19 protein-coding genes are annotated in these 22,448 nt (G+C 64.5%); 8 read left to right on the forward strand and 11 right to left on the reverse strand.

Going from position 1 to position 22,448, the window contains the following annotated elements; genetic code table 11:
- Nucleotides 1-114: 114 nt before the first annotated feature.
- The 3 genes from U5A67_RS07620 to U5A67_RS07630 form a co-directional block, all read right to left on the reverse strand.
- On the reverse strand, nucleotides 115-1,014 hold the full coding sequence (locus U5A67_RS07620) for a LysR substrate-binding domain-containing protein (RefSeq protein ID WP_321813580.1): 900 nt from the start codon (nucleotides 1,012-1,014) through the stop codon (nucleotides 115-117).
- A gap of 252 nt (nucleotides 1,015-1,266) precedes the next feature.
- Nucleotides 1,267-1,731, reverse strand: a complete 465-nt coding sequence (locus U5A67_RS07625; RefSeq protein ID WP_205985492.1) for an HU family DNA-binding protein — start codon at nucleotides 1,729-1,731, stop codon at nucleotides 1,267-1,269.
- A 368-nt stretch (nucleotides 1,732-2,099) separates the two neighbouring features.
- Nucleotides 2,100-3,599, reverse strand: coding sequence for a PLP-dependent aminotransferase family protein (locus U5A67_RS07630; RefSeq protein WP_321813581.1), 1,500 nt, complete (start codon nucleotides 3,597-3,599; stop codon nucleotides 2,100-2,102).
- 179 nt (nucleotides 3,600-3,778) lie between these two features.
- Here U5A67_RS07630 and U5A67_RS07635 point away from each other — a divergent pair, with 179 nt between their 5' ends.
- From U5A67_RS07635 to U5A67_RS07645, 3 genes are all read left to right on the forward strand, one after another.
- Complete coding sequence (locus U5A67_RS07635) at nucleotides 3,779-4,456, forward strand: DJ-1/PfpI family protein (protein ID WP_321813582.1); 678 nt, start codon at nucleotides 3,779-3,781, stop codon at nucleotides 4,454-4,456.
- Between the two features lie 203 nt (nucleotides 4,457-4,659).
- Entirely contained in the window at nucleotides 4,660-4,998 is a 339-nt protein-coding gene (locus U5A67_RS07640; RefSeq protein WP_205985495.1) for a DUF4148 domain-containing protein, read from the forward strand.
- Between the two features lie 228 nt (nucleotides 4,999-5,226).
- Complete coding sequence (locus U5A67_RS07645; protein ID WP_321813583.1) at nucleotides 5,227-6,723, forward strand: DASS family sodium-coupled anion symporter; 1,497 nt, start codon at nucleotides 5,227-5,229, stop codon at nucleotides 6,721-6,723.
- Nucleotides 6,724-6,876: 153 nt separating this feature from the next.
- On the opposite strand, the gene U5A67_RS07650 is transcribed toward U5A67_RS07645, so the two are convergent.
- Nucleotides 6,877-8,049, reverse strand: coding sequence for a 4-hydroxybenzoate 3-monooxygenase (locus U5A67_RS07650; protein WP_205985497.1), 1,173 nt, complete (start codon nucleotides 8,047-8,049; stop codon nucleotides 6,877-6,879).
- A gap of 270 nt (nucleotides 8,050-8,319) precedes the next feature.
- Here U5A67_RS07650 and treF point away from each other — a divergent pair, with 270 nt between their 5' ends.
- The 3 genes from treF (at nucleotide 8,320) to U5A67_RS07665 (ending at nucleotide 13,506) form a co-directional block, all read left to right on the forward strand.
- A complete protein-coding gene (gene treF, locus U5A67_RS07655; protein WP_321813584.1) occupies nucleotides 8,320-10,119 on the forward strand; it encodes an alpha,alpha-trehalase TreF in 1,800 nt (599 codons plus the stop codon).
- 288 nt (nucleotides 10,120-10,407) lie between these two features.
- On the forward strand, nucleotides 10,408-11,418 hold the full coding sequence (locus U5A67_RS07660) for a glycosyltransferase family 2 protein (RefSeq protein ID WP_321813585.1): 1,011 nt from the start codon (nucleotides 10,408-10,410) through the stop codon (nucleotides 11,416-11,418).
- 93 nt (nucleotides 11,419-11,511) lie between these two features.
- Complete coding sequence (locus tag U5A67_RS07665) at nucleotides 11,512-13,506, forward strand: PAS domain S-box protein (RefSeq protein ID WP_321813586.1); 1,995 nt, start codon at nucleotides 11,512-11,514, stop codon at nucleotides 13,504-13,506.
- Between the two features lie 21 nt (nucleotides 13,507-13,527).
- Here U5A67_RS07665 and U5A67_RS07670 read toward each other — a convergent pair whose 3' ends face one another.
- Both U5A67_RS07670 and U5A67_RS07675 read right to left on the reverse strand, forming a co-directional pair.
- The gene (locus tag U5A67_RS07670; protein ID WP_205985501.1) at nucleotides 13,528-14,361 is read right to left on the reverse strand and encodes a class II glutamine amidotransferase; all 834 of its coding nucleotides are present in this window, start codon (nucleotides 14,359-14,361) and stop codon (nucleotides 13,528-13,530) included.
- A gap of 48 nt (nucleotides 14,362-14,409) precedes the next feature.
- The gene (locus U5A67_RS07675) at nucleotides 14,410-15,090 is read right to left on the reverse strand and encodes a MarC family protein (protein ID WP_205985502.1); all 681 of its coding nucleotides are present in this window, start codon (nucleotides 15,088-15,090) and stop codon (nucleotides 14,410-14,412) included.
- A 318-nt stretch (nucleotides 15,091-15,408) separates the two neighbouring features.
- Between U5A67_RS07675 and U5A67_RS07680 the strand changes: the two genes are divergently transcribed.
- Nucleotides 15,409-15,624, forward strand: coding sequence for a DUF3311 domain-containing protein (locus U5A67_RS07680; protein WP_205985503.1), 216 nt, complete (start codon nucleotides 15,409-15,411; stop codon nucleotides 15,622-15,624).
- Nucleotides 15,621-17,096, forward strand: coding sequence for a sodium:solute symporter family protein (locus U5A67_RS07685; protein WP_205985504.1), 1,476 nt, complete (start codon nucleotides 15,621-15,623; stop codon nucleotides 17,094-17,096). The genes U5A67_RS07680 and U5A67_RS07685 overlap by 4 nt, the downstream gene beginning before the upstream one ends.
- Before the next feature lie 36 nt (nucleotides 17,097-17,132).
- Here the strand turns inward: U5A67_RS07685 and U5A67_RS07690 are convergent, their stop codons facing one another.
- From U5A67_RS07690 to cbiE, 5 genes are all read right to left on the reverse strand, one after another.
- On the reverse strand, nucleotides 17,133-18,590 hold the full coding sequence (locus U5A67_RS07690) for a hypothetical protein (RefSeq protein WP_321813587.1): 1,458 nt from the start codon (nucleotides 18,588-18,590) through the stop codon (nucleotides 17,133-17,135).
- A gap of 204 nt (nucleotides 18,591-18,794) precedes the next feature.
- Complete coding sequence (locus U5A67_RS07695; RefSeq protein ID WP_321813588.1) at nucleotides 18,795-19,670, reverse strand: DUF5672 family protein; 876 nt, start codon at nucleotides 19,668-19,670, stop codon at nucleotides 18,795-18,797.
- A 33-nt stretch (nucleotides 19,671-19,703) separates the two neighbouring features.
- Complete coding sequence (gene cobM, locus U5A67_RS07700) at nucleotides 19,704-20,435, reverse strand: precorrin-4 C(11)-methyltransferase (protein WP_321813589.1); 732 nt, start codon at nucleotides 20,433-20,435, stop codon at nucleotides 19,704-19,706.
- Nucleotides 20,432-21,184, reverse strand: a complete 753-nt coding sequence (locus tag U5A67_RS07705) for a cobalt-precorrin-6A reductase (RefSeq protein WP_321813590.1) — start codon at nucleotides 21,182-21,184, stop codon at nucleotides 20,432-20,434. Before U5A67_RS07705 ends, cobM begins: the two co-directional genes overlap by 4 nt.
- Nucleotides 21,181-22,428, reverse strand: coding sequence for a precorrin-6y C5,15-methyltransferase (decarboxylating) subunit CbiE (gene cbiE / locus U5A67_RS07710; RefSeq protein WP_321813591.1), 1,248 nt, complete (start codon nucleotides 22,426-22,428; stop codon nucleotides 21,181-21,183). The genes U5A67_RS07705 and cbiE overlap by 4 nt, the downstream gene beginning before the upstream one ends.
- Nucleotides 22,429-22,448 lie beyond the last annotated feature (20 nt).

Raw genomic sequence — 22,448 nt, forward strand, 5'->3', positions numbered from 1 at the left:
CGATGCTGTACACAACCAGCCTCAGGCGCAAGCCGAGGCTGGTTTTTTATTGGGCACGCGGTTTCGTGCTGAAGGATCGATCGCGCGTCTAACGCCAGCGACAACGCCGGCGATTCACCGTAACCGCGCGAGCGCCGCCGCGGCATGCCGGGCGAACGCGTCGGCCAGCGGCGCCGTTTCCTGCCGCTCGTTGCGCGCCACCATCACCGCGACCTCCAGCGCCGGCTCGAAGCGCTTGACGGCCACCCGTGCGCCCGCCACCGCCGCCGTGACCGGGTCGATCAGCGCGATGCCCATGCCCGCCTCCACGAGCGTCACGACCGCCTGCGCGTAATCCGCTTCGACGCCGGTTCTGCGCGTCACGCCACATTCCGCGAATAGCCGGTCGATCCGCACACGTTCGGGCGTGCCTGCCGCAAACGAAACGAAAGCCTCGCCTTCGCAATGCGCCGCGTTCAACGCGCGTTTGCGCGCGAGCGGATGACCACGCGGCACGATGCCACGCATCGGCCATTGCCCAAGACGTTCGAGCCGCACGCCACGCGTGGAAACCGTTTCGCCGACGATCGCCAGATCGCAGCGCTGCGCAGCCACACGCTCCAGCGCTTGCGCCGCACCAAGCGTGAGCAGGCTGACATCGACGCCTGCGTGCTCGTGCGCGAACGCCGCCGCCACACGCGGCAGAAAATCCGCCGCGAATTCCGGCGCAGCCGCAACACAGATTGCGCCACGACGCTGCTCGCGAATCTGCGCAGCGGCCTGCACGACGCGATCGAATCCGTTGAACGCACGTTCGACTTCCGCATGCAGCGCATGCGCCTGCCCCGTTGGCCACAACCGTCCATGTTTGCGCTCGAACAGCGCAAAGCCCACGCTCGCTTCGAAATCGGCGAGCAAACGGCTCACCGCAGGCTGCGATACACCCAGCGCATGCGCGGCGCGCGTGACGGTGCGCGACGCCATCAAGGCGCGGAAGGCTTCGACCTGCCGAATGCTGAATTCAGAACCGGCCATAACATGAGCGCATGAGTTTTAAGAAAACTTCAACCAGGCAGCATCAATAGAAAATCAGGCTTACTGACTATGCCTTATATATTGCCCGATATTACAGATATCTGCGCCATAACATCTGAACATAGAACTTACGTATTTCATTTCCCTGCATTTTTCGCAGGCAAATAAAAATCCCCGTGGGCGAAAAGCCAACGGGGATTCCTTGGGTACTCACGCATACCGCAGCCGATTCACGGCCACGGCGCGAGGCGCTTAGCCTGCAGCTGCGTCCTTCAGCTTCTTCAGCGCGCGTGCCTTGACGCGAACGCTAGCCGGCTTGGCCGGGAACCAGCGCTCTGCACCCGTGAACGGGTCCTTGCCGAAGCGCTTCTTCTTCGCCGGCACAGCCTGAACGACGATCTTCAGAAGGCCCGACAGCGTGAATTCGCCAGCGCCCTTCTTGTGGACCGAACCCAGGATCGTGTCTTCCAGTGCGGCGAGCACAGCCTTCGTTGCCTTCGGTTCGACACCAGCGCGCTCAGCGACGTGAGCAGCCAGCGAGGCCTTCGTGAAGGTGTCCTTGATCGGCGACAGTGCGCCGGACGCCTTCACGGCGACCTTCTTAGCTGCGGGCGTCTTAGCGGCTGCCGTCTTGGCGGGCGCTGCGGCCTTTTTAGCAACAACCTTCTTGGCCGGGGCAGCTGCCTTTTTGGCCACTTTCTTTGCGGAAGTCGGCATGTTTCTCCTACCAGTGTTGGTCAGTGAATCGACGAAGCACAGCGGGATGCAAATGCTTCATCGGCGGATTCTACAAGCGTGCAAGCGTTTTGCGTCATTCTTTTGCATCGTCGATGCAAATTTTTTGTTCGAAGCCCACCTATGAACACATTTCGACGCCTGTTTACAGGGGTAAACGTGGTCCGGTGCGGCACATGACCGGTGCGTCCAGGCGACTGCGAGGCGGCGTCGATGCTGCGAAAACGCCACACGTATGGCGTTTTTCGCGTTCCGACGACCTTCGCGAAGCACGTTCGGCAGCATCGCAAACGTCGCAATAGTGTCTTTCGTAACAGCTTTTACACGGCGCGTGACGTTCAGCGCATGCTTCACGCCGCCGCAAGATGCGTGGCGAGCGAGTCGAGCGCCGCGTCGATCTGCGCGCTTTCCACGCCGCCATAGCCGAACAGAAAACCCGCCTGTGCAGGCGTTTGCAGATAAAACGGCGCGAGCGCATGCAAGCCGACCGAGGCCGCGCGCGCCGCCGCCAGCAGCGCGTTTTCATCGGCGCCATCGACGAGACGCGCCGCAAGATGCAGCCCCGCCGTGTTCGGCATGACCGGTTCGAGCCATGCGGCAAGCGGTCCGCGCAGATGGCCGAGCAGGCGCGCGCGACGTTCGGCATAGGTCTGGTGCACGCGCCGCAGGTGGCGCGCGAAGTGGCCGTTGAGCATGAAATCCGCGAGCGCGGTCTGCGTCAGCACGCAGCCGTGGCAATCCGCAGTCTGGCGCGCGCGCAGCAGCGCGCCCTTGAGCGCGGCGGGCGGCACCATGTAGCCCACGCGCAACTCGGGAAAGATGGTCTTCGAAAACGTGCCCACGTAGGCCACGAGACCGGCGTTATCGAGGCTCTTGAGCGGTTCGAGCGAACGCCCTTCGAAACGGAATTCGCAGTCGTAGTCGTCTTCGATCACCAGCGCGCCGTGCGTCTGCGCCCATTCGAGCAGCGCCACGCGCCGCGCGAGACTCATCGGCATGCCAAGCGGAAACTGATGCGAAGGCGTCACGTAGACCACGCGCGCGTCCTTCGGCAACTGGTCGACGATCAGACCGTCGGCGTCCACGGGCACCGGCACGACCTTCGCGCCGAGCGCCCCGAACGCTTCGCGCGCAGGCGGATAGCCGGGATCTTCCACGGCGATCGTGTCGCCGGGCCGCAAAGTCACGCGCGCCAGCAGCGCGAGCGCCTGCTGCGCGCCCTGCGTGACGATCACGTCGTCCCAGTTGCTCGCCACCGCGCGATTGAAGGCGAGATAGCGCGAAACCGCGAGCCGCAGCTTTTCTTCGCCGGCCGGATCGCGATACGCGCCCTGACCGCGCGCCTGCACGCGCAGCGCATCGGTGATGCAGCGGCGCCAGACGTCGAAGGGAAAACGCGTCTTGTCGGTGATGCCGCCCGCGAAATCGCAGGCAAGCCGCGGATCGGGACGCGGCAGCGCGAGTGCTTCGGTTTGCGTTTGCCACCACGGCGGCGTGTCTTCATCTGCAGCGCGCGGTGCGTTGCGCGCGGCATTCGACGTGCCGCTTTGCGCCAGCGCCGCGCGAATCTGCGCATTCGGATGTCCGGGCGCACGCGCGGGCAAACGCTCCAGCGTATCGGCGACGAAGGTGCCGGAGCCGCGTTTCGCGATCAGATAGCCTTCGGCGAGCAGCCGCTCGAACACGTCGAGCGTGGTCTTGCGCGAGACGCCCAGTTGATCGGCGAGATCGCGCGTGGACGGCAGGCGCGTGCCGCCCGCCAGCCGCCCCTCGACGATGCGCTCGCGCAACTGGCGATAGATCTGCCCGGCGAGGTCGCGACGGCCGGACACGGTGACATGAAGATCCATGTGGCAACAGGATTCTGTAATGAGGTCTGGCAGGATGCTGGCACAAACGCGTGAAGCGCTGGCAGCTTTTGCGCGTTTTTTGGCGCTTGCGCGGGCCCGCTCGCACCTAGAGTGACGATGAGCGGTCCGCAACGCAATGCGGGCCGCCCTTCTTTTATCGTCACTTCAGGGCCCTCGCCATGACGCTACAAATCGGCTTTCTGCTGTTCCCACAGGTGCAACCGCTCGACCTTTGCGGTCCCTACGACGTGCTGGCCTCGATGCCGGATACCCAGGTTCGGCTCGTCTGGAAGCATCGCGAGGCGGTCGTTTCGGCAACCGGCATGCGGCTCACGCCCGATACCGTCTTCGACGATTGTCCGCCGCTCGACGTGCTTTGCGTGCCGGGCGGCAGCGGCGTCGGCCCGCTGCTCGAAGACGATGCCACGCTCGCCTTCATCCAGCATCAGGCGCGCCAGGCGCGCTACGTCACGTCCGTGTGTACCGGCGCACTCATGCTGGGCGCGGCAGGTCTGCTACGCGGACGCCGCGCCACCACGCACTGGGCCTTCCATGCGCTGCTCGAACCGTTCGGCGCCATCCCGGTGCATGAACGCGTCGTGCGCGACGGCTCGCTGATCACCGGCGGCGGCATTACGGCCGGCATCGATTTCGCGCTCACGCTGGCCGCCGAGCTGATCGGCGACGATGCCGCGCAGGCGCTGCAGCTCGAGCTCGAATACGCGCCCGCGCCGCCCTTCGATGCAGGCAGTCCGCATAGCGCGCCGCCAGCGATCGTGGAACGCGTGCGCCAGCAGAACGCGGCGACGCTCGCGCAACGCACGCTTATCGTCGAACGCGCGGCGGCAAAGCTCTAGAACGCGGGCGCGCACCGCTCTCTTGTCAGGGTCGGCCAGGGTCGGCACTTGCTACCGTCAATTGCAAGGATCGTATACATTGAGCCCCGGGCGCGACGTGTTCGTTTCGGGTCGCGCTGCTTTGAGGCTTTTTGCCTGCTTCTCGCCTTGCCTGCATCACAAACCCTGAATCCAGCAGCACACACCAACCAAGAGGGGTATCAATGCGTTCCACCACCAGCAAGCTGACTCTCGTTGCGGCCACCGCCGCTTTCCTGCTCGGCACCGCCGCGCCCGTGTTCGCCCAGGAAGCCAGCGCGCCTGCCGCCATGGCACCGGCCACGGCATCGGCGCCGATGACCAAGGAACAGAAGTCCGCCGCGAAGAAACAGGCCCGCGCACAGCGCAAGGCCGCCCGCAAAGCCGCTCGCGCGAAGAACAACGCCGAGCTCAAGAAGCTGGAAGACGCTGGCTACAAGCCCGCGAACAACGACCCGAACTACCCGCAGAACCTCCAGGACGCGCAGAAGAAAGCCGCTGCCGCCCAGGGCGCCAGCCAGTAAGTTCGCCGTCGTTCCCGCTGTCGTTGTTTGAGCATTGCGGACCGGCGCATCGCCGGTCTGTCACGAATCCCCGCTACATCCCCGCCCGGAACGCTCATAAGCGTTCACAAGCACCTACAAGCGTTCATTCGCTTTTTTTCCGCCAGACCGTTACAGCACACCTACGAAGCAGGCCCAGATTCGTTATGGGACGATGCGCGACGTGCCGGTCCACACGGAGCGCAACCCATGAACGCAGCGAAACCCGAGGCTTCCGCCGTCCAGGCGCAGAAGAAAACCGGTCCGCCGATTGGGCTGATTGCGGGCGCCATCGCGCTGGTTGTCGTGATGTTGCTGCCGCTGCCCGCGAGCCTGCCCGTAGCCGGTCAGCGCATGCTGGCGATCCTCGCGTTCGCCGTGGTCGTGTGGCTCACCGAAGCGGTTTCCTATGAAGCCAGCGCCATCATCATCACTTCGCTGATGGCCTTTCTCGTAGGCACCGCGCCCACCATCGACGATCCCTCGCAGCTTTACGGCACGTCCAAAGCGATCAGCATGGCGCTGGCGGGCTTCTCCAATTCCGCGCTCGCGCTGGTGGCGGGCGCGCTGTTCATCTCCGCGGCTATGACCGTGACCGGGCTAGACCGGCGCATCGCGCTCGTCACGCTTGCGCTGATCGGCACGACTACGAGGCGCATTCTGATCGGCTCAATTGCGGTGACGATCGTGCTCTCGCTCGTCGTGCCCAGCGCTACCGCGCGCAGCGCTTGCGTGGTGCCGATCATGGTCGGCGTGATTTCGGCCTTTGGCGTGGACAAGCGCTCGAATATCGCGGCCGGCATCATGATCGTGGTGGCCGAAGCGACCAGCATCTGGAACGTCGGCATTCAAACGGCCGCCGCGCAGAATCTGCTGACCGTCGGCTTCATGGACAAGATGCTCGGCGCGCGCGTGACCTGGCTCGACTGGCTGATCGCGGGCGCGCCGTGGGCGCTGGCGATGTCGGCGATCCTGCTGGTTCTGGTGCTCAAGATGCTGCCGCCCGAAGCCGATGCCATCGCGGGCGGCAAGGAAGCCGTCGAGACATCGCTGCGCGAACTCGGTCCCATGACGGGGCCGCAAAAACGCCTGCTGGGCGTCTCCATCGGCCTGCTCTGTTTCTGGGCCACCGAAGGCAAGCTGCATGCGTTCGACACCACCTCGGTCACGTATGCGGGCCTCGTGCTGCTGCTTCTGCCGCGCTTTGGCGTGATGGACTGGAAGACCGTGCAAAGCCGCATTCCGTGGGGCACGGTGATTGTGTTCGGCGTGGGGATCAGTCTGGGCACCGCGCTGCTGACGACCAAGGCCGGCCAGTGGCTCGGCGACCTCGTTGCGCATCACACGGGACTCGACACCGCCGGGCCGTTCATGACGTTCGCGATCCTCGCGGCGTTTCTGATCGTGATTCACCTCGGTTTTGCCAGCGCCACGGCGCTCACCTCCGCGATGTTGCCGATCCTGATCGCGGTCCTGCAGTCGATGTCGGGCGATTTCAACCGCCTGGGCATCGCCATGCTGCTCGGCTTCACGATGAGCTTCGGCTTTATCCTGCCGATCAACGCGCCGCAGAACATGGTCTGCCTCGCCACCGATACCTTCACCGCGCGGCAGTTCGCGCGCGTGGGCCTCGTGCTGACGATCATCGGCTATCTGTTGCTGCTGCTGTTCGCGGCGACGTGGTGGCGCTGGCTCGGCTGGATCTGAACTCGCCAGGGAGACCGGATGCCGCGCGCGAGCCATTCGCCGATCAGGCGGTTGACGGCGCTTTGAACCCGCCATGGCATGAAAAAAGGGGCGCATTTTTGCGCCCCTTTTGCGTAATCGCGACGTTACCGCCGCTCAACGAGTGCGAACGGATTACACCGCCACCGCGCCCACGTAGTTTTCGGCCATCGACATCGCGGCTGCGCGCGAGGTCGTCACGTGTTCCAGTTCCGCGACCTGCAGACGCTGCTCGAACGGCGTGGCGTCGTCGAGGCGGTGCATCATGCGCGTCATCCAGTACGAGAAGTGCTCGGCGCGCCAGATGCGGCGCAGCGCGGTTTCGCTGTAGGCGTCGAGCAGATCGGTGCGGTTTTCCTTGTAGAACGCGTCGAGCGCAGCGGTCAGCACGCGCACGTCGGAGACGGCCAGATTGAGGCCCTTCGCGCCGGTCGGCGGCACGATGTGCGCCGCGTCGCCCGCGAGGAACAGGCGGCCGTGCTGCATCGTCGTCGAAACAAAGCTGCGCATGCCGACAATGTTCTTCTGGAAAATCTTGCCTTCGACCACCTGATGGCCTTCTTCCGAATCGACACGGGCGTGCATTTCGGCCCAGATACGGTCGTCGGACCAGTTATCGACGTTGTCCTTGGGATCGCACTGGAAATACATGCGCTGCACGTTGGGCGAGCGCGTGCTCACCAGCGCGAAGCCGCGATCGTGGCGCGCGTAGATCAGTTCGTCCGACGAAGGCGGCGCTTCCACCAGAATGCCGAACCAGCCGAACGGGAACACACGCTCGTAATCCTGGCGCAGCGCGGCCGGAATCGCGGCGCGCGAGACGCCCTGCGAGCCGTCGCAACCCATCACGTAATCGCAATGCAGCGTGTGCTGTTCGCCTTCGTGCTCGAAGCGGATCGACGGCGTATCGGTTTCGATGCCGTGAATCGAGGTGTTCTTGACGCTGAAAAAGAGCTTGCCGTCCGCCGCCACGCGCGCCGCGACGAGATCCTTGAGCACTTCGTGCTGCGCATAGACCGTGATGGCCTTGCCCGTGAGTTCGGTCAGATCGATCCGGCGGCGCTTGCCTTCGAAAGCCAGTTCGAAGCCATGATGCAGCGCGCCTTCGGCCTTCATGCGGGCGCCGACGCCGGCTTCGGTCAGCACATCCATCGTGCCCTGTTCGAGCACACCCGCGCGGATCGTCGATTCGATCTGCTCGCGGCTACGCGTTTCGAGCACGACCGAGTCGATGCCGCGCAGATGCAGAAGATGGGAAAGAAGCAGGCCCGCAGGCCCCGCGCCGATAATGCCAACCTGGGTGCGCATGATGGTGTCTCCATGTTTGCGTGTTGATTTTTCGCAAGTTTGGCTGCGGCAGGTGGTATCGTGCAACGCGATATCGAGAATAGGCACTATCCTGATTTGAGATATCGCTCGACGGCGTGCCGGGCCGAAGCACAGCCTCGCAAACTCGATTCGCGCGCAACGATCTCAAAGCGGGGCGGAATGGAAATTGCTGCGCCACAGCGGTTTGTCGGCGACACGGTCGCGCGCCGGCAAGCGCCCTTCCACCGAAAATCACCGCGAGCCACGCCGATGCCGTTTTCAAGCCTGAGCGCCCAGCGCCTGTCCATGCCGGATTTTTTCCACCACGCCGCAGCGCTGATCGTCGCCCTGCCGCTCGCCTGCGCGGCACCGCTCGCTAGCGCGCAATCCGCCGCGCCGCAGACAGCCTCCGCGCCTGCGCCCCAGCAGGAATTACAAAACGCACAAAACCCGCAAAACCCGCAAGCCGCACCGAAGCCGCCCTCGGAGCTTTTCGGCCAGCTTTATCGCGATGTCGAACTCGCCCAGGTCTTCCCGGACAGCAAAACGTTCGCTGACATGGAGCCAAATACCGCGCCCGCGAAAATCGTTTCAGAGTACGAAATCTGGAGCGCGCGCAACGCCGGCATCACCGATCCCGACGCGCGCAAAACCGCACTGCGCGCCTTCGTTGCGCAGTATTTTTCCGATCGGAAACCAAGCGAGGATCACTATGTTTCCGATCCGAATCAGGACGTCGTGAGCCACATCGATACGCTCTGGGACGTGCTGCGCCGCAACCCCGACACCACCCAGCAACCGTATTCGTCGCTGCTGCCGCTGCCCAGACCGTATGTCGTGCCGGGCGGGCGCTTCAACGAGATTTACTACTGGGATTCGTACTTCATCATGCTCGGTCTGGAAGCGAGCGGGCGGCACGATCTGACGCGCGACGAACTCGATAATTTCGCTACCCTGATCGATCGCTACGGCCATATTCCGAACGGCAACCGCAGCTATTACCTGAGCCGTTCGCAGCCGCCGTTTTTCGCGCAGATGGTGGCGCTGGTCGCGCGCCGCGACGGCGACGCCACCTATGTGCGCTATCTGCCCGAACTGCGCAAGGAATACGACTACTGGATGGCGGGCGCAGACACGCTCAAGCCCGGCGACGCCGTGCGCCACGTCGTACGTCTGGACGACGGCACGCTGCTCAACCGCTACTGGGACGCGCGCGACACGCCACGCGACGAGTCGTATCGCGAAGACGTGCTGACCGCGCAAAGCGCGCCGCAACGCGCCGCGCCCGAACTCTGGCGCAATCTGCGCGCGGGCGGCGAAACCGGCTGGGATTTCAGCTCGCGCTGGCTGGCCGATAACCGCACGCTCGCGAGCATCGACATCACCTCGCTCGTGCCCGTCGATCTGAATGCGCTGCTGGTCGATCTCGAACGTGCGCTCGCCCGGGCCTACGGCATGGAAGGCAACGCGGCCCAAGCGCAGCAGATGAGCGAGCGTGCGCAGCAACGCGCGGCCGCGATCGGTCGAGTGCTCTGGGACCCGCAACTGCACGCCTTCAGCGACTACGATTTCGTGCACCGCACGCTCACGCACCGGCTCACGGCGGCGACGGTTTATCCGCTTTACACGGGCGTGGCCACGCGCTCGCAGGCGCATCAGGTGGCGGGCGCGGTGCGCGCCGGGCTGCTGCGCCCCGGGGGTCTCGCGACCACTCAGGTGGCGAGCGGCCAGCAATGGGATGAGCCGAACGGCTGGGCGCCGCTGCAATACCTGGCCGTGACGGGCTTGCGCCGCTACGGCGAAAACGCGCTTGCGCAGACCATCGCCACGCGCTGGATCGCAACCAACCTCGTCTACTACCAGCGCACGCACAAACTGGTCGAAAAGTACGACGTGAGCGCGGCGGCGGCGAAGGCATCGTCGGCGGGTGGCGGGGAATATCCGCTGCAGGACGGTTTCGGCTGGACCAATGGCGTGCTGCGCGCGCTGCTGACGATGTATCCGCATACGGAAAGCACGCCGGCTGTGCGGGCGTCGAGCGTGCCGAAGGCAGCGGTTCCGTCACGCTAGAACCGTCACGGCGAGAAACGCGGCAACAACTGCAGCACCGCACAGGCATGACGCGTGCGAGACCCACACTATGCCAGTTGAGTCGCGCACCGCTCCCGCACCGCAGCATCGATCATGCCAATGTGCGGTTTTTGGCGCTTTTTCGGCGCTTTCCGGCCTGCTGGCGTGGTGCAAGCCGCCTCGCATCGGCGTATGCTCGAACGTACTCGCTTGAACCCCTCCGCAGAGCGATCTGCATGCTGTACGCCGGCTTGGGCCGTGCGCAACGCGATGGAAGATGGAACCGCGATGAACGCCTCCGCTCCCGCTCCTGGCGCCCCCGGCGCCCCCAGTGCCCCGCAACCCCAGGCGGGCCCCAGACACGATTCCACAGCCGGCCCGCGCATCACGGTCGTCGTGCTCACGCGCAATCACGTGCGGCAGACCGTCGATACGGTCGCACGCCTGACCGCCTTGCCCGAACGTCCCCATGTGATCGTCGCGGATAACGGCTCGTCCGATTCCACCGTCGGCCTGCTGGCCTCGCTGTTTCCGCAGGTGCGTATCGTCCAGTGTCTGGGCGATCGCGGCATGGCGGGCTTCAATCGCGCCGTCACGCTCGCCCCCACCGAATATGTCGCCTGCTGCGACGACAGCACCTGGTTCGCGCCCGGCGCGCTCGCCTGCGCGACGCTCTGGCTCGACGAACATCCGCAGGTGGGCGTGCTCAATGCGCGCGTGGTCGGCCACGACGAACGCGAAATCCACCCGGCCTGCCTGATGCTCAACGCCACCTCGCCCGGAGATGACGATTTGCCCGGCCCGGCGCTCGCGAGCTATATGCCGGGCGCCTGCATCTTCCGCACCGCGGTGTTCCGCGCGCTCGGCGGCTACGAAGAACGGCTCTCGCACGGCGGCGCGGAAGAACTCGCGGCGCTCGACGTGCTCGCCGCCGGCCATGCGATCGTCTATTGCGAATCGGCGCTCGCGCACCGCGAACCGCTCTACCGCTGGCTCACGCGCGCGCAGCACTGCACGCACGCGCGCAATGCCGCGTGGGTCGCGTGGATGCGCCTGCCGATGCGCGATGCGCTCGCCGCCACCGGCCGCGCGCTGGTGGTGTTCGCGCGCCAGCGCTCGCTCGGGCCGGCCGGCTTCGCGCTGCTTCGCGGCGCATTCTGGACCTGGCGCCGCCGCCGCGTGGCCCCGGCACACGTCGTGCTGCTCTTGCGGCAAGTGCGCCGCGCCGAGCGTCTGGTGCGCGCCGGCATACCCGCCATGGCCGAAAAGTACGACCGCGCCGGACAACGCGCGTGGTAAGCTGCGCGGCGCCAAAGTGTAAGTGACAGTAACAGGCGATGGCGCACGGCCGTCACTTGTGCTCCTTGTGCTCTTTCCCGATTACGAAGGACCATGACGACGCCCGATTCCTCGTTGCCACCCGATGCCGGCCTGTCCGCCGAAGGCCATAGCGGACGCCGCTTCGAAGCGCTCGTGCAGCCCATCGAGGATTACGCGATCTTTCTGCTCGACCCGCGTGGCCATGTGGTGAGCTGGAACCGGGGCGCGGCCCGCATCAAGGGCTTCGAAGCGCACGAAATCATCGGCCAGCATTTTTCCCGTTTCTATACCGACGAAGCCAACGCCCGCCGCTGGCCCGAGCACGAGCTGGAGCAGGCCGCCCTGCATGGCCGCTTCAACGACGAAGGCTGGCGCGTGCGCAAGGACGGCTCGATGTTCTGGGCCAATGTGGTGATTACGGCGCTGCGCGAGCACGACGGCTCGCTCGCCGGTTTCGCCAAGATCACGCGCGATCTCACGGCGGAACGCCGTCAGGTGGAAGCGCTGCGTCTCTCGGAGGAACGCTTTCGCCTGCTGGTGGAAAGCGTCAGCGATTACGCGATCTTCATGCTCGACGCCCAGGGCCGCGTGGTGAGCTGGAATAGCGGCGCGACCAACCTCAAGGGCTACCGGCCCGCCGAAATCATCGGCCAGCATTTTTCGGTGTTTTATCCCGCCGATGACATCGCCGCCGACGCGCCCGGCCGTGAATTACGCCGCGCCGCCGAACTGGGCCGCTGCGTCAACGAAGGCTGGCGCGTGCGCAAGGACGGTTCGATGTTCTGGGCCAACGTCACGCTCACGGCGGTTCACGACGCGCACGGCCGCCTGACCGGCTTCGCCAAGGTCACGCGCGACATGACCGAAAGCCGCCGCACCGACGAACTCGAGCATTCGAGCGAGCAGATGAAGCAGTTCCTCGCCATGCTCGCGCACGAACTGCGCAACCCGCTCGCGCCGGTGCGCAACGCCGTCGCCACGATGCGTCTGATGACGGCGCAAAGCCCCGAAATCGAGCGCGCACGCGACCTGATCGATCGCCAGATCGTCCATCTCACGCGCCTCGTCGACGATCTGCTCGACGTGGGCCGCATCACCTCGGGCAAGATCGAACTGCGCGAAGCGCCGATCGATCTGCGCGAAGTGGTCAAGGATGCGCTCGAAGCGGCGCAGCCCTTCACCGCCGCGCGCGGCCAGCGCGTGGAAGCGCTGCTGCCCGCCGCGCCGCTGCCGATGACCGGCGATCACACGCGCCTCGTGCAGGTTTTGCAGAACCTGCTGCACAACGCCTCGAAGTTTTCGCCGCCGCAGAGCCGCATTACTGTCGAAGTGCAGACGGCCGGGCGCGGCGTGCAGATCCAGGTGCGCGACGAAGGACGCGGCCTGCGCCCGGAATCCTTCGAAACGATTTTTGGCCTGTTCAGCCAGGATCGCTCGATGCCCGGTCCGGTCGAAAACGGTCTGGGTATCGGCCTGATGCTGTGCCGCTCGCTGGTCGAACTGCACGGCGGCACGATTTCCGCGACCAGCGCGGGCATCGACGCGGGCAGCACCTTCACGATCCGTCTGCCGCTCGAACGCACCAGCGCCACACACGCCGATCTGCCCGCCGAAGGACTGATCAGCACGGTGGGCCAGCCGGTGCTCATGCACGACGAATCGCTGCCGCTGCGCGTGCTGGTGGTGGACGACAACCGCGATTCCGCCGATAGCCTCGCGATGCTGCTCGAACTGAAAGGCCATGACGTGCGCGTGGCCTACAGCGCGATCCAGGCGCGCGAATGGGCCGAGCGCTTCACGCCCGACGCCGCGCTGATCGACATCGCCATGCCCGAGATCGACGGTTACGCCGCGCTGCGCGACCTGCGCACGCTGGAGGCGCTCGGACACACGCTGTTCGCGGCGATGACGGGCTTCGGCCAGGCCGCCGATATCGAACTCACGCGCGCGGCGGGCTTCGAAATGCACCTCGTCAAGCCGGTGGATGTCACGCTGTTCGACGAAGTGCTCGCACGCGCGGCCGCGCGGCGCGCGGCGCGTGTGGGCTGGGTGACGCTGCCGCGCTGAATCTGTGCTTTACCGCATGCCTTACGGCATCACCGGCACGAAATCCCGATACTCGATCTCCGGCCCGCGCACCAGAATCGCGGTGGATTCGGGCACTTCGGCCCACGCTTCCGGCAGATCGACGATCGGCTCGGACACCAGCAGATAGGCATCCTCGCCCACCGCCGCAATGCGCGGATCGTCGGGATACAACTCGCGCAGATGCTTGAACGAGGTGCTGTGAAAGAGCGAGCGGGAATTACGCTCGCTCGAATACCGCACGGCCACGATCTGCTCGCCGTCGCTGGCGAACACCGTCATGTTGAGCGCCGGCTCGATACCGTGATTCTTCGCGACCGCCTCGACAAAACCGGCCATGCGTTCGAGCGCCAGCACGGGATCGAGTTCGAGCCCGAAGGTCATCGCCAGATAGAACATCACTTCGGAATCGGTCGATCCTTCGAGCGCATTGAAGCGGCCCGGATCGATCGCCAGCAGCAATTCGCGCCGCACGAGCGGAAAACTGTGAATCAAACCATTGTGAGCAAACATCCAGCGCCGATGCCGGAACGGATGGCAATTGGTCTCCTGCACCGGCGTGTTGGTGGCAGCGCGCACGTGCGCGACGAACATCGGCGCATGCACGGCGCGCGCCAGTTCGCGCAGATTGCGGTCGTTCCATGCCGGATGCACGCTGCGATAACGGTACGGAATATCGTGCGGATTCTGATACCAGCCGATGCCGAAACCGTCGCCGTTCGTGGTAGTCGCGCCGAGCGTCGAATGCAGGCTCTGGTCGATCAGCGAATGGCGCGCGCGAAACAGCACGGCTTCGAGCGAAATCGGATTACCCGTGTAAGCAAGCCAGCGGCACATCGTTGTCTCCATCGATGGGATTGACGGCCGGCCGCGTCCGCGCGCCGGTCAGTTCGCTGCGTGGAGCCCGGCAATCGGCGTAAGAAAGCCGGTCAGGCCGGTCAAGATGATCTGCACACCGATACACAGCAACAGGAACGACGACACGCGCATGGCCACGCGCGTGCCTTCCACGCCCAGGTAATGCGCGAGACGCGCGGCGCGGCTGTAGACGTAGTAAATCACCAGCACGACGAGCAGCGAAATCACCACCGAAGCGATGCTCGACAGCAGCCACGCCGAAAGCTTGTGCGTACGGTTCGCGTTCAGCGCGATGGCCGTGGCGATCGAACCGGGACCGGTGGTGAGCGGCACCGTCAGCGGAAAGAAAGCCTTGCCGCTCGCCGACCACGAACTGACCGGCTTGACCGCCGGGTCGCTCGCGGCGGGCGGTTCCGGCTCGGGCGCGTTGAGCATCTGCCAGCCGCTCACGGCCACGGCAAGACCGCCGCCGATACGCAACGCTTCCATCGAAATACCGAAGAAATGCAGGATCGGCGTGCCGACAAAAAACGCCGCGAGCAGCACGAAACCTGCATTGGTGGCGACGCGTTTGGCGAGCAGGCGGCGCTCTTCGTCGGTGAGCGTGGCCGTGCGATCGAGAAAGACAAAGGCGATGCCGATGGGGTTGATGATGCTGATCAGTCCGGTGAAACCGAACAGAATGTCTGAAATCAGGCTCTCGATCATGAAGGCGATCCGAAAAACGGGGCGAGTGCTGCAAGTCTTCACTGGAGCGGCGCGCGACTTCTGCGCTGCACAGATCAACGCGTGCCGCCGGGGTGCGTGAAGTGTAACTGGATCGGCGTGCGGCGTGCCCTGCCGGTGCGCTATCGCGACGGCGCGCGCACGAAATTTGCTTGCTGGTGACGCGCTGCACCATGAAAACGCCGGTTAAAAGGATCGCTAACCTGGGATTTTTGGCGGCTTTACGGGGTGCGTTCACGGGCATAGAGTGGACCGATTGAACCCGGTCGCGACGTTCCCCTTTTGCACAAAGGAGTTGCCATGTCACTGAGGTTGCTCGCAGCGCTACCCTTCATCGGCATTCTGCTCGGCGTGCCGTTCGTCAATCACACCGAGCCGCTCGTGCTCGGCATGCCGCTGGTGCTGGCGTGGATCGTCATGTGGGTGGTGCTCACCTCCGTGATCATGGCGATCGTGTATCGCCTCGATCCGGTCAATCGCACTGCAGGCGAAACGCAAGCCGAGGTGCGGCCATGAGCGCGCTGATCATCATCGCGGCGGTCACGCTGGTCGCGCTATTTCTGGGCGTGCGTGCGCGGCGCGGGCACGATATGAGTCTCGAACAGTGGTCGGTGGGCGGACGCAGTTTCGGCACGGCCTTCGTTTTCCTGCTGATGGCGGGCGAGATCTACACCACCTTCACGTTCCTCGGCGGCAGCGGTTTTGCCTACGGCAAGGGCGCGCCGGTCTACTACATCCTCGCTTACGCCACGCTCGCCTACATCCTCTCGTACTGGATGCTGCCGCCCATCTGGCGTTTCGCCAAGCAGCACCGGCTGATGTCGCAACCGCACTTTTTCGCGCGCAAATACAACAGTCCCGCGCTTGGCGTGCTGGTGGCCTGCGTGGGCGTGCTCGCGCTCGTGCCGTATCTGGTGCTGCAGTTCAAGGGCCTGGGCATCATCGTAACGACGGCGTCGTATGGCGCGGTATCGTCGACGGCGGCCATCTGGATCGGCGCGGTCGTGGTGACGGCTTATGTGATCGTCTCGGGCGTGCGCGGCTGCGCGTGGAATTCAGTCGTGAAAGACACGATGATTCTCGCCATCGCCATTTTTCTGGGCATTTATCTGCCGATCCATCATTACGGCAGCATGGCCGAGATGTTCCGCGCGATCGACGCGGCCAAGCCCGGCTTCCTCACCTTCCCCGCCAAAGGCCAGAGCGTGACGTGGTTCCAGTCCACCGTGCTGCTGACGGCGCTGGGCTTTTTCATGTGGCCGCATACGTTCGGCTCGGTGTATACGGCGAAGGACGAACGCATTTTCCGCCGCAATGCCGCGATTCTGCCGCTCTATCAGCTGATTCTGCTGTTCGTATTCTTTTGCGGCTTCGCGGCCGTGCTCAAGGTGCCGGGCCTCAAGGGCGGCGCGATCGATCTCTCGCTCTTCAAGCTGGCGTTGCAGACTTTCGACCCGTGGTTCGTGGGCGTGATCGGCGCGGCCGGTGTGCTCACGGCCCTCGTGCCGGGATCGATGATCCTGACCACGGCATCGACGCTAATCGCCAACGACGTCTATCGCGGCGCAATGATGAAACAGGCCGACGACGCCCGCGTGGCGACACTCGCGCGCTTCTTCGTACCGGTCATCGCGCTGGTGGCGGTGGGCTTCACGCTCAACGGCGGCGAGACCATCGTGGCGCTTCTGCTGATGGGCTATAACTTCGTGACGCAGTTGTTTCCCGCGCTGGTTTGCAGCCTGGCGCCGCGCAATCGCGTGACGAAACAAGGCGCGTTCTGCGGGATTCTGGCGGGCGTGCTGGTGGTCGTGCTCACGACCGTGCTGCATGTGAGTGTCGCGCAGCTGATTCCTTTTGCACCGGATGCGCTCAAGGACATCAATATCGGCTTTCTTGCACTGGGCGTGAATATCGTCGTGCTGGCGGCCGTGAGCGTGGTGACGCAACCGCATACACATGCCGATCACAAACACGCGGGCGCGCATTGAATCGAAGCGGGGCCAACCGGGTTGGCCCCTTTCGCTTTAGATCCGGTCTGCGGGAATACCGCCGAAATCGGCCCGCTTTGCGCGTGCCTGGCTGCGCTCCAGCGCGGTAGTCGGCACTTTCTGCAGACGCACACGCATGAAATGCGCGTGCTCCAGCGTGGTATTCGCGTGCTGGCCGTCCAGATACACCTGTTCGACGATCGCGAAGCGCGTTTCGAACCAGCCGAGATACCAGAACCAGTCGGCGTAATAGATCCACGAATGCTCGTTGAACGCGCGCACGTGTGTGGGGTCTTGCCACGCGGACGGCGCTTTTTCGTAAGGCACTTCCACCAGCATCTGGCCGTCCATTTTCAGCAGACGCAAACAGTTGCTCATCATCTGCGTGAGATCGCCGACGTGTTCCAGCACGTTATTCGCGTAGATAAATCCCACCGAATCCGCTTTCAGTTCGACCGGGCCCGCGAGGCCGCTTTCGAGTTGCAACGGCAAGGCAAGCGGTGCGGAAAGATCGAGTAGAACGTCGGGTTCGGCGCGCGCCAGAATGTCCAGATTGAGCCAGCCCGGCATGTAATCCCTGCCCGATCCGATCTGCAGACGCTCCGGCTGCCAGCGCGCCGTGGAAATCGCCTGAGTCGCGAAGTACTGTTGCGCATGGTCCAGCGCGGCAGCGTATTGATCGAGTACATCGTGTGCCGCAAACGCATTCAAACGCTCGCGAGCAGAATCCGCGAATGACGCCGCACGAAAATCGCTTGCGAAGAACGACCGGACATTCGCCGCATCGACCCAGAAAACACTGTCTTCGAATTGCGACGGCGCTTCGGTTGTCGGCGTGCGCTCGCTGATAACCGGCGTGCCCAGCGACAGACATTGAAAGACCCGCGCCTGTTCGAAACGCGCGCTCTCGTAGTAGTGGCAGTTGAAAACGGCCTTTGCCTGACGCACGACTTCGTCGCGCTCCGGGCCGAAAATACCAAACGGCAATACGCTGACTTTGCAGCCCGCCGCTTCGATCTCTCGCAATAGCGCCAGCCGCCGCTCGTTCAGGCTGCCGAAGAACAGCACGTCGACGGGCCGCTGTTCGATCGGCATGGCGGCTTCGGAACAAAGATAAGGCGCGTGAGCAAACGAAACGATCGACACCGGAGCGCCCGCGCCATAGGCCGCAATGTTGCGTTCGTCGTAATCGATCACGGCCGAAGTGGACAGCAGGCGCAAATAATCGGGCGAAACCGTTGCGCCGTTCTCGCCCAGTTGCTCGAGGTTCACGAATACGCAGCGATATCGCCGCTTCAGATCGGCATCGAAACCGGCATGAGCGCCAAAAACGACATTGATCGCGTCATGCCGCAGACGATTCTTGCCGATCGTCACCTCGGCGCCCAGACGCCGGAATTGATATCGGAAGAAACGCGCCTGGTCGAGAAAGCCTAAAAACTGGACATTGCTGTCCGGCTGGATGATGCAAAGATGGATGGGCGATGTGGACATGATCGGACCGTTCAAGCGGAAAGGCTCAAAGCGGTCCATCGCGCTGCGCTGCTTCTATCGCATTCGCGCCGTACAGCCTTGAGTCAAGACTCGTTACGGAAAGCGATGATAGTCAAACGCATATCTCAAAACGTTCGAATGAATTCGATTCTGGCTGCCGGCTGGGCAAAATGTCGCAAAGCGTTGCGGCGCATCATCTGAAAATCAATTCGCCAGGCTCGCTTCGCATAGCGTCACGTAATTGCGCGCGGCTTCGTCGCTCAATCCGTTGTGCACGAACGCGTGGGCGACGTCCGCCACGCTCAGGTATTCGCGGTAGCGCCGGTATATGGCGCGCACGCAGTTGAACTTGCGCAGATCGCAATAATTTTTCAACAGCGCAACGCCGCGCGGCGACGCCAAAGTCTGAATATCCAGCGCATCGATGATTTCAAACATCGCGCGATCTTCGACATGCCGCCACATATTGAAGACGCCGTGAAAGCCGAAAGTCGGCTGGCGTGGCAGCGCGTATTCATAGGCGAATTGATCGGCGATTCCAGCGGGCGCAAAACGAATGCCGAAGTCGGTTTCGAGCGCCGGTCGCCAGGTGCTGCCAATCAGCACGTCTTCGCCAACATCGCTTTCGATGACAAACCGGTCGCTGGCCAGTGCCGTGAGCAGTTTCGCGGAGCGCAGCGAAAAGCCGCCATTGCCGACTTCCTTGCCAGTATCCGCATTCGGCCAGCGCGCGCCAATGTAGTCGTATTGACGGAAATCGCGGCGCCACTGGGACGCATCGGTGACAAAGCCATCCCATTGCACCACCAGAACCCAGGGCGTGGCGATGTGATCGGCCAGGCGCTTGAGCATGAAATGGGAATAGGCGGCCAGCGATACGATGGGTTCGATCGGCACGATGCGCGCGCGCGTGGGCACGGTGGCGTGCGTAATCAACATCGCATCGGCGAACTGGCACTGGGACAGCGTTATGTCGAGCGCACGCGCGGCGAGATCTGGATTGACGGTATCGACGGCGCAGAGCGTGACGTCGCTCAGATTCGGAATTTGATTAGCAAACTTTGAGTCTTCGTCACGCATGGTTTGCCTCCTCGAATTTCAAAGGCCGCCAGTCTACCGCTTGCCCACTCCATACAAGGTCGAATCCGCGAAACCTTCCGCGCCCAGCACGCGCCCCACGAGGATCAGCGCCGTGCGTTCGATATCCGTTGCCTGGACTTTTGCGGCGATATCCGCGAGCGTTCCCGTGACGCGTTCTTCGTCGGGCCAGCTTGCACGATACACCACCGCCACGGGGCAATCGTCGCCGTAATGCGGTCGCAGTTCCTCGACGATACGCGCGATATGGCGCACGCCCAGATGAATCGCCATGGTCGCGCGATGACGCGCGAGATCGCCCAATGCCTCGCCTTCGGGCATCGAGGTTTTGGTGGCAAAACGTGTCAGGATCAGCGTCTGCGAAATGCCGGGCAACGTGAGTTCGTTGCCGAGTGTCGCGGCGCAGGCTGCCGTCGCCGTCACACCCGGCACGATTTCATAAGGAATCCCAAGCTCGCGCAGACGACGAATCTGCTCGCCAATTGCGCCGTAAAGCGAAGGATCGCCGGAATGCACGCGCGCAACGTCGTGCCCGGCACGATGCGCGTTTTCCAGCAACGCGACGATTTCATCGAGCGTCAACGGCGCGGTATCCACGACCTGATGCGCGCGATGGCCTTCGAGCACCGCAGTCGGCACGAGCGAACCCGCGTAAAGAATGACGGGGCAAGTGCGCACGAGGCGCTGGCCTTTTACTGTGATCAGTTCCGGGTCGCCGGGGCCTGCGCCAATGAAGAAAACAGTCATGCGTCGATATTCCGATGTTTGAGATTCGCGAGCGCGTGCAAGGCATCCAGTGCATCCTGCACCGACTCGAATTCGCGCAGCGCCGGCGGCAGCGCGGGCCGCCGCACCATCACCACGGGCAACTTCATTTCGCGCGCGACGGCGAGTTTCGCTTCCGTGGCCGCGCCGCCACTGTTCTTGCTGACGATCACGTCGTAGCGTCCTGATTCGAACAGCGCGCGCTCGCCTTCGTGCGTGAAAGGCCCGCGCGCGTCGATCACCTGCGCGCGCGCATGGCCGGGATGCGGATCGAGGCAACGCACGGTCCAATGCTGATGCGTCGGCACTTCGTCCAGATGCGCGAGCGGCTCGCGCCCCAGCGTGAACAGCACGCGCTGATAAGAAGCGATCGCGCCGGTCACGCCGCTCCAGCCGTCCACCATGCGCCAGTCATCGCCGGGATGCGGCTGCCACGGCGCGCGGCGCAGCGCCCAGTACGGCACCTGCGTCTGCTCGCAAGCGTTCGCAGCATTCGCGCTGATCTGCGCCGCGTAAGGATGCGTGGCGTCGAGCACGAGGCCGATTTTCTCATCGGCGAGATAACGCGCGAGGCCCGGCGCACCGCCAAAGCCGCCCACCCGCACGGTGCAATGCAGATCGGCGGGCACGCGCCCGAGGCCCGCGAGGCTGTAGACATGCGCGCTGTCGAGCGCGCGCGCAATGCGCAGCGCGTCGCCCGTGCCGCCGAGCAACAAGACGCGCGCGCTCATGGCTTGATCGCTTCGTAGAGCGTGACGGGCAGCGCTTGACGCCAGGTGTCGAAGCGCCCCAAAGGCTCCGCTTCGCCGATACCGATGCGCGTAAGCGTGCCGCCATGTTGCGCGCGCCAGTTCACCAGCGCGATTTCGGTCTGCACGGTCACCGCGTTCGCCACCAGGCGGCCGCCCGGCGCGAGGCGCTCCCAGCAGGTTTCGAGCACGCCCGGCACCGTCACGCCGCCGCCGATGAACACGGCATCCGGCGTGGCGAGACCGGCCAGCGCATCCGGCGCGCGCCCCGCGACGAGTTGCAGCGCCGGCACGCCCAGCGCCTGGCGATTGTGTTCGATATTGCGTTGCCGCTCGCTGTTCGATTCGATCGCAATCGCCCGGCAGGCGGGATGCGAGCGCATCCATTCGATGCCGATCGAACCGCTGCCGCCGCCCACGTCCCAGAGCAAGGCGCCGGGCGTCGGCGCGAGACGCGCGAGCGTGAGCGCGCGCACGTCGCGTTTGGTGATCTGGCCGTCGTGCTGATAGGCCTCGTCGGGCAGGCCTGGCGTGAGCGTCCAGGGCTGCGCGGGCCTATCTTCGGCGGCAACGCATTCGAAGGCCACCAGATTGAGCGCCGCGACTTCATCGACGATTGCGCCGTTTGCCCACGCATCGGCGCGGCCATCGATACGACGTTCCTGTGCGCCGCCCAGATGCTCGAACACGACCACACGCGTCGCGCCATAACCCTGCTGCGCAAGCAGCGCGGCGATGGCCCGGGGCGTGCGCCCATCAGCGCTCAAGGCCAGCACGCGAGCGCCCGCGAACAGATGACGCCGCAGCGCATCGAGCGGCCTGCCGACCAGCGAGGCCACCGCCGTCTCCTGCAAGGCCCAGCCCAGCCGCGCGGCCGCCAGCGACAGCGACGAAGGCGCGGGCAGCACGCACATTTCCTCGGCCGGGAGCTGGCGTGCGAGCGTCGCGCCCACGCCGTAGAACATCGGATCGCCGCTTGCCAGCACGCACACGGAAAACGGCGAGGACGACTGCGCATCTCGCAGCTTCAGCAAAGGCTCGACGCTGAACGGCTGCGGCCACGCTTCGCGGCGCGCGCGCACGCGGGCGGGCAGCATCGCCAGATGACGCGCGCCGCCCGTCACGACCGTCGCCGCGAACAGCGCGCGGCGCGCCTCGCGCCCGAGGCCCTCGTATCCGTCCTCGCCGATGCCGATCACCGTCAGCCACGCTCGCCTGCCCTGCATTCACGCTCCGTCATGCGTTG

Origin of the sequence: Paraburkholderia sp. J69-1 (genome assembly GCF_905220255.1) — a bacterium.
Classification (GTDB): Bacteria; Pseudomonadota; Gammaproteobacteria; order Burkholderiales; family Burkholderiaceae; genus Paraburkholderia.

Excerpts from the sequence above, each read along its gene's own strand:
- U5A67_RS07640 (WP_205985495.1), top strand. The coding sequence starts at position 4,660 with ATGCGTTCCACCACCAGCAAGCTGACTCTCGTTGCGGCCACCGCCGCT.
- U5A67_RS07620 (WP_321813580.1), bottom strand. The coding sequence starts at position 1,014 with ATGGCCGGTTCTGAATTCAGCATTCGGCAGGTCGAAGCCTTCCGCGCC.
- U5A67_RS07645 (WP_321813583.1), top strand. The coding sequence starts at position 5,227 with ATGAACGCAGCGAAACCCGAGGCTTCCGCCGTCCAGGCGCAGAAGAAA.
- U5A67_RS07660 (WP_321813585.1), top strand. The coding sequence starts at position 10,408 with ATGAACGCCTCCGCTCCCGCTCCTGGCGCCCCCGGCGCCCCCAGTGCC.
- U5A67_RS07635 (WP_321813582.1), top strand. The coding sequence starts at position 3,779 with ATGACGCTACAAATCGGCTTTCTGCTGTTCCCACAGGTGCAACCGCTC.
- U5A67_RS07630 (WP_321813581.1), bottom strand. The coding sequence starts at position 3,599 with ATGGATCTTCATGTCACCGTGTCCGGCCGTCGCGACCTCGCCGGGCAG.
- U5A67_RS07695 (WP_321813588.1), bottom strand. The coding sequence starts at position 19,670 with ATGCGTGACGAAGACTCAAAGTTTGCTAATCAAATTCCGAATCTGAGC.
- cbiE (WP_321813591.1), bottom strand. The coding sequence starts at position 22,428 with ATGCAGGGCAGGCGAGCGTGGCTGACGGTGATCGGCATCGGCGAGGAC.
- U5A67_RS07665 (WP_321813586.1), top strand. The coding sequence starts at position 11,512 with ATGACGACGCCCGATTCCTCGTTGCCACCCGATGCCGGCCTGTCCGCC.
- treF (WP_321813584.1), top strand. The coding sequence starts at position 8,320 with ATGCCGTTTTCAAGCCTGAGCGCCCAGCGCCTGTCCATGCCGGATTTT.
- cobM (WP_321813589.1), bottom strand. The coding sequence starts at position 20,435 with ATGACTGTTTTCTTCATTGGCGCAGGCCCCGGCGACCCGGAACTGATC.
- U5A67_RS07690 (WP_321813587.1), bottom strand. The coding sequence starts at position 18,590 with ATGTCCACATCGCCCATCCATCTTTGCATCATCCAGCCGGACAGCAAT.
- U5A67_RS07705 (WP_321813590.1), bottom strand. The coding sequence starts at position 21,184 with ATGAGCGCGCGCGTCTTGTTGCTCGGCGGCACGGGCGACGCGCTGCGC.
- U5A67_RS07675 (WP_205985502.1), bottom strand. The coding sequence starts at position 15,090 with ATGATCGAGAGCCTGATTTCAGACATTCTGTTCGGTTTCACCGGACTG.
- U5A67_RS07685 (WP_205985504.1), top strand. The coding sequence starts at position 15,621 with ATGAGCGCGCTGATCATCATCGCGGCGGTCACGCTGGTCGCGCTATTT.
- U5A67_RS07650 (WP_205985497.1), bottom strand. The coding sequence starts at position 8,049 with ATGCGCACCCAGGTTGGCATTATCGGCGCGGGGCCTGCGGGCCTGCTT.
- U5A67_RS07625 (WP_205985492.1), bottom strand. The coding sequence starts at position 1,731 with ATGCCGACTTCCGCAAAGAAAGTGGCCAAAAAGGCAGCTGCCCCGGCC.
- U5A67_RS07670 (WP_205985501.1), bottom strand. The coding sequence starts at position 14,361 with ATGTGCCGCTGGCTTGCTTACACGGGTAATCCGATTTCGCTCGAAGCC.
- U5A67_RS07680 (WP_205985503.1), top strand. The coding sequence starts at position 15,409 with ATGTCACTGAGGTTGCTCGCAGCGCTACCCTTCATCGGCATTCTGCTC.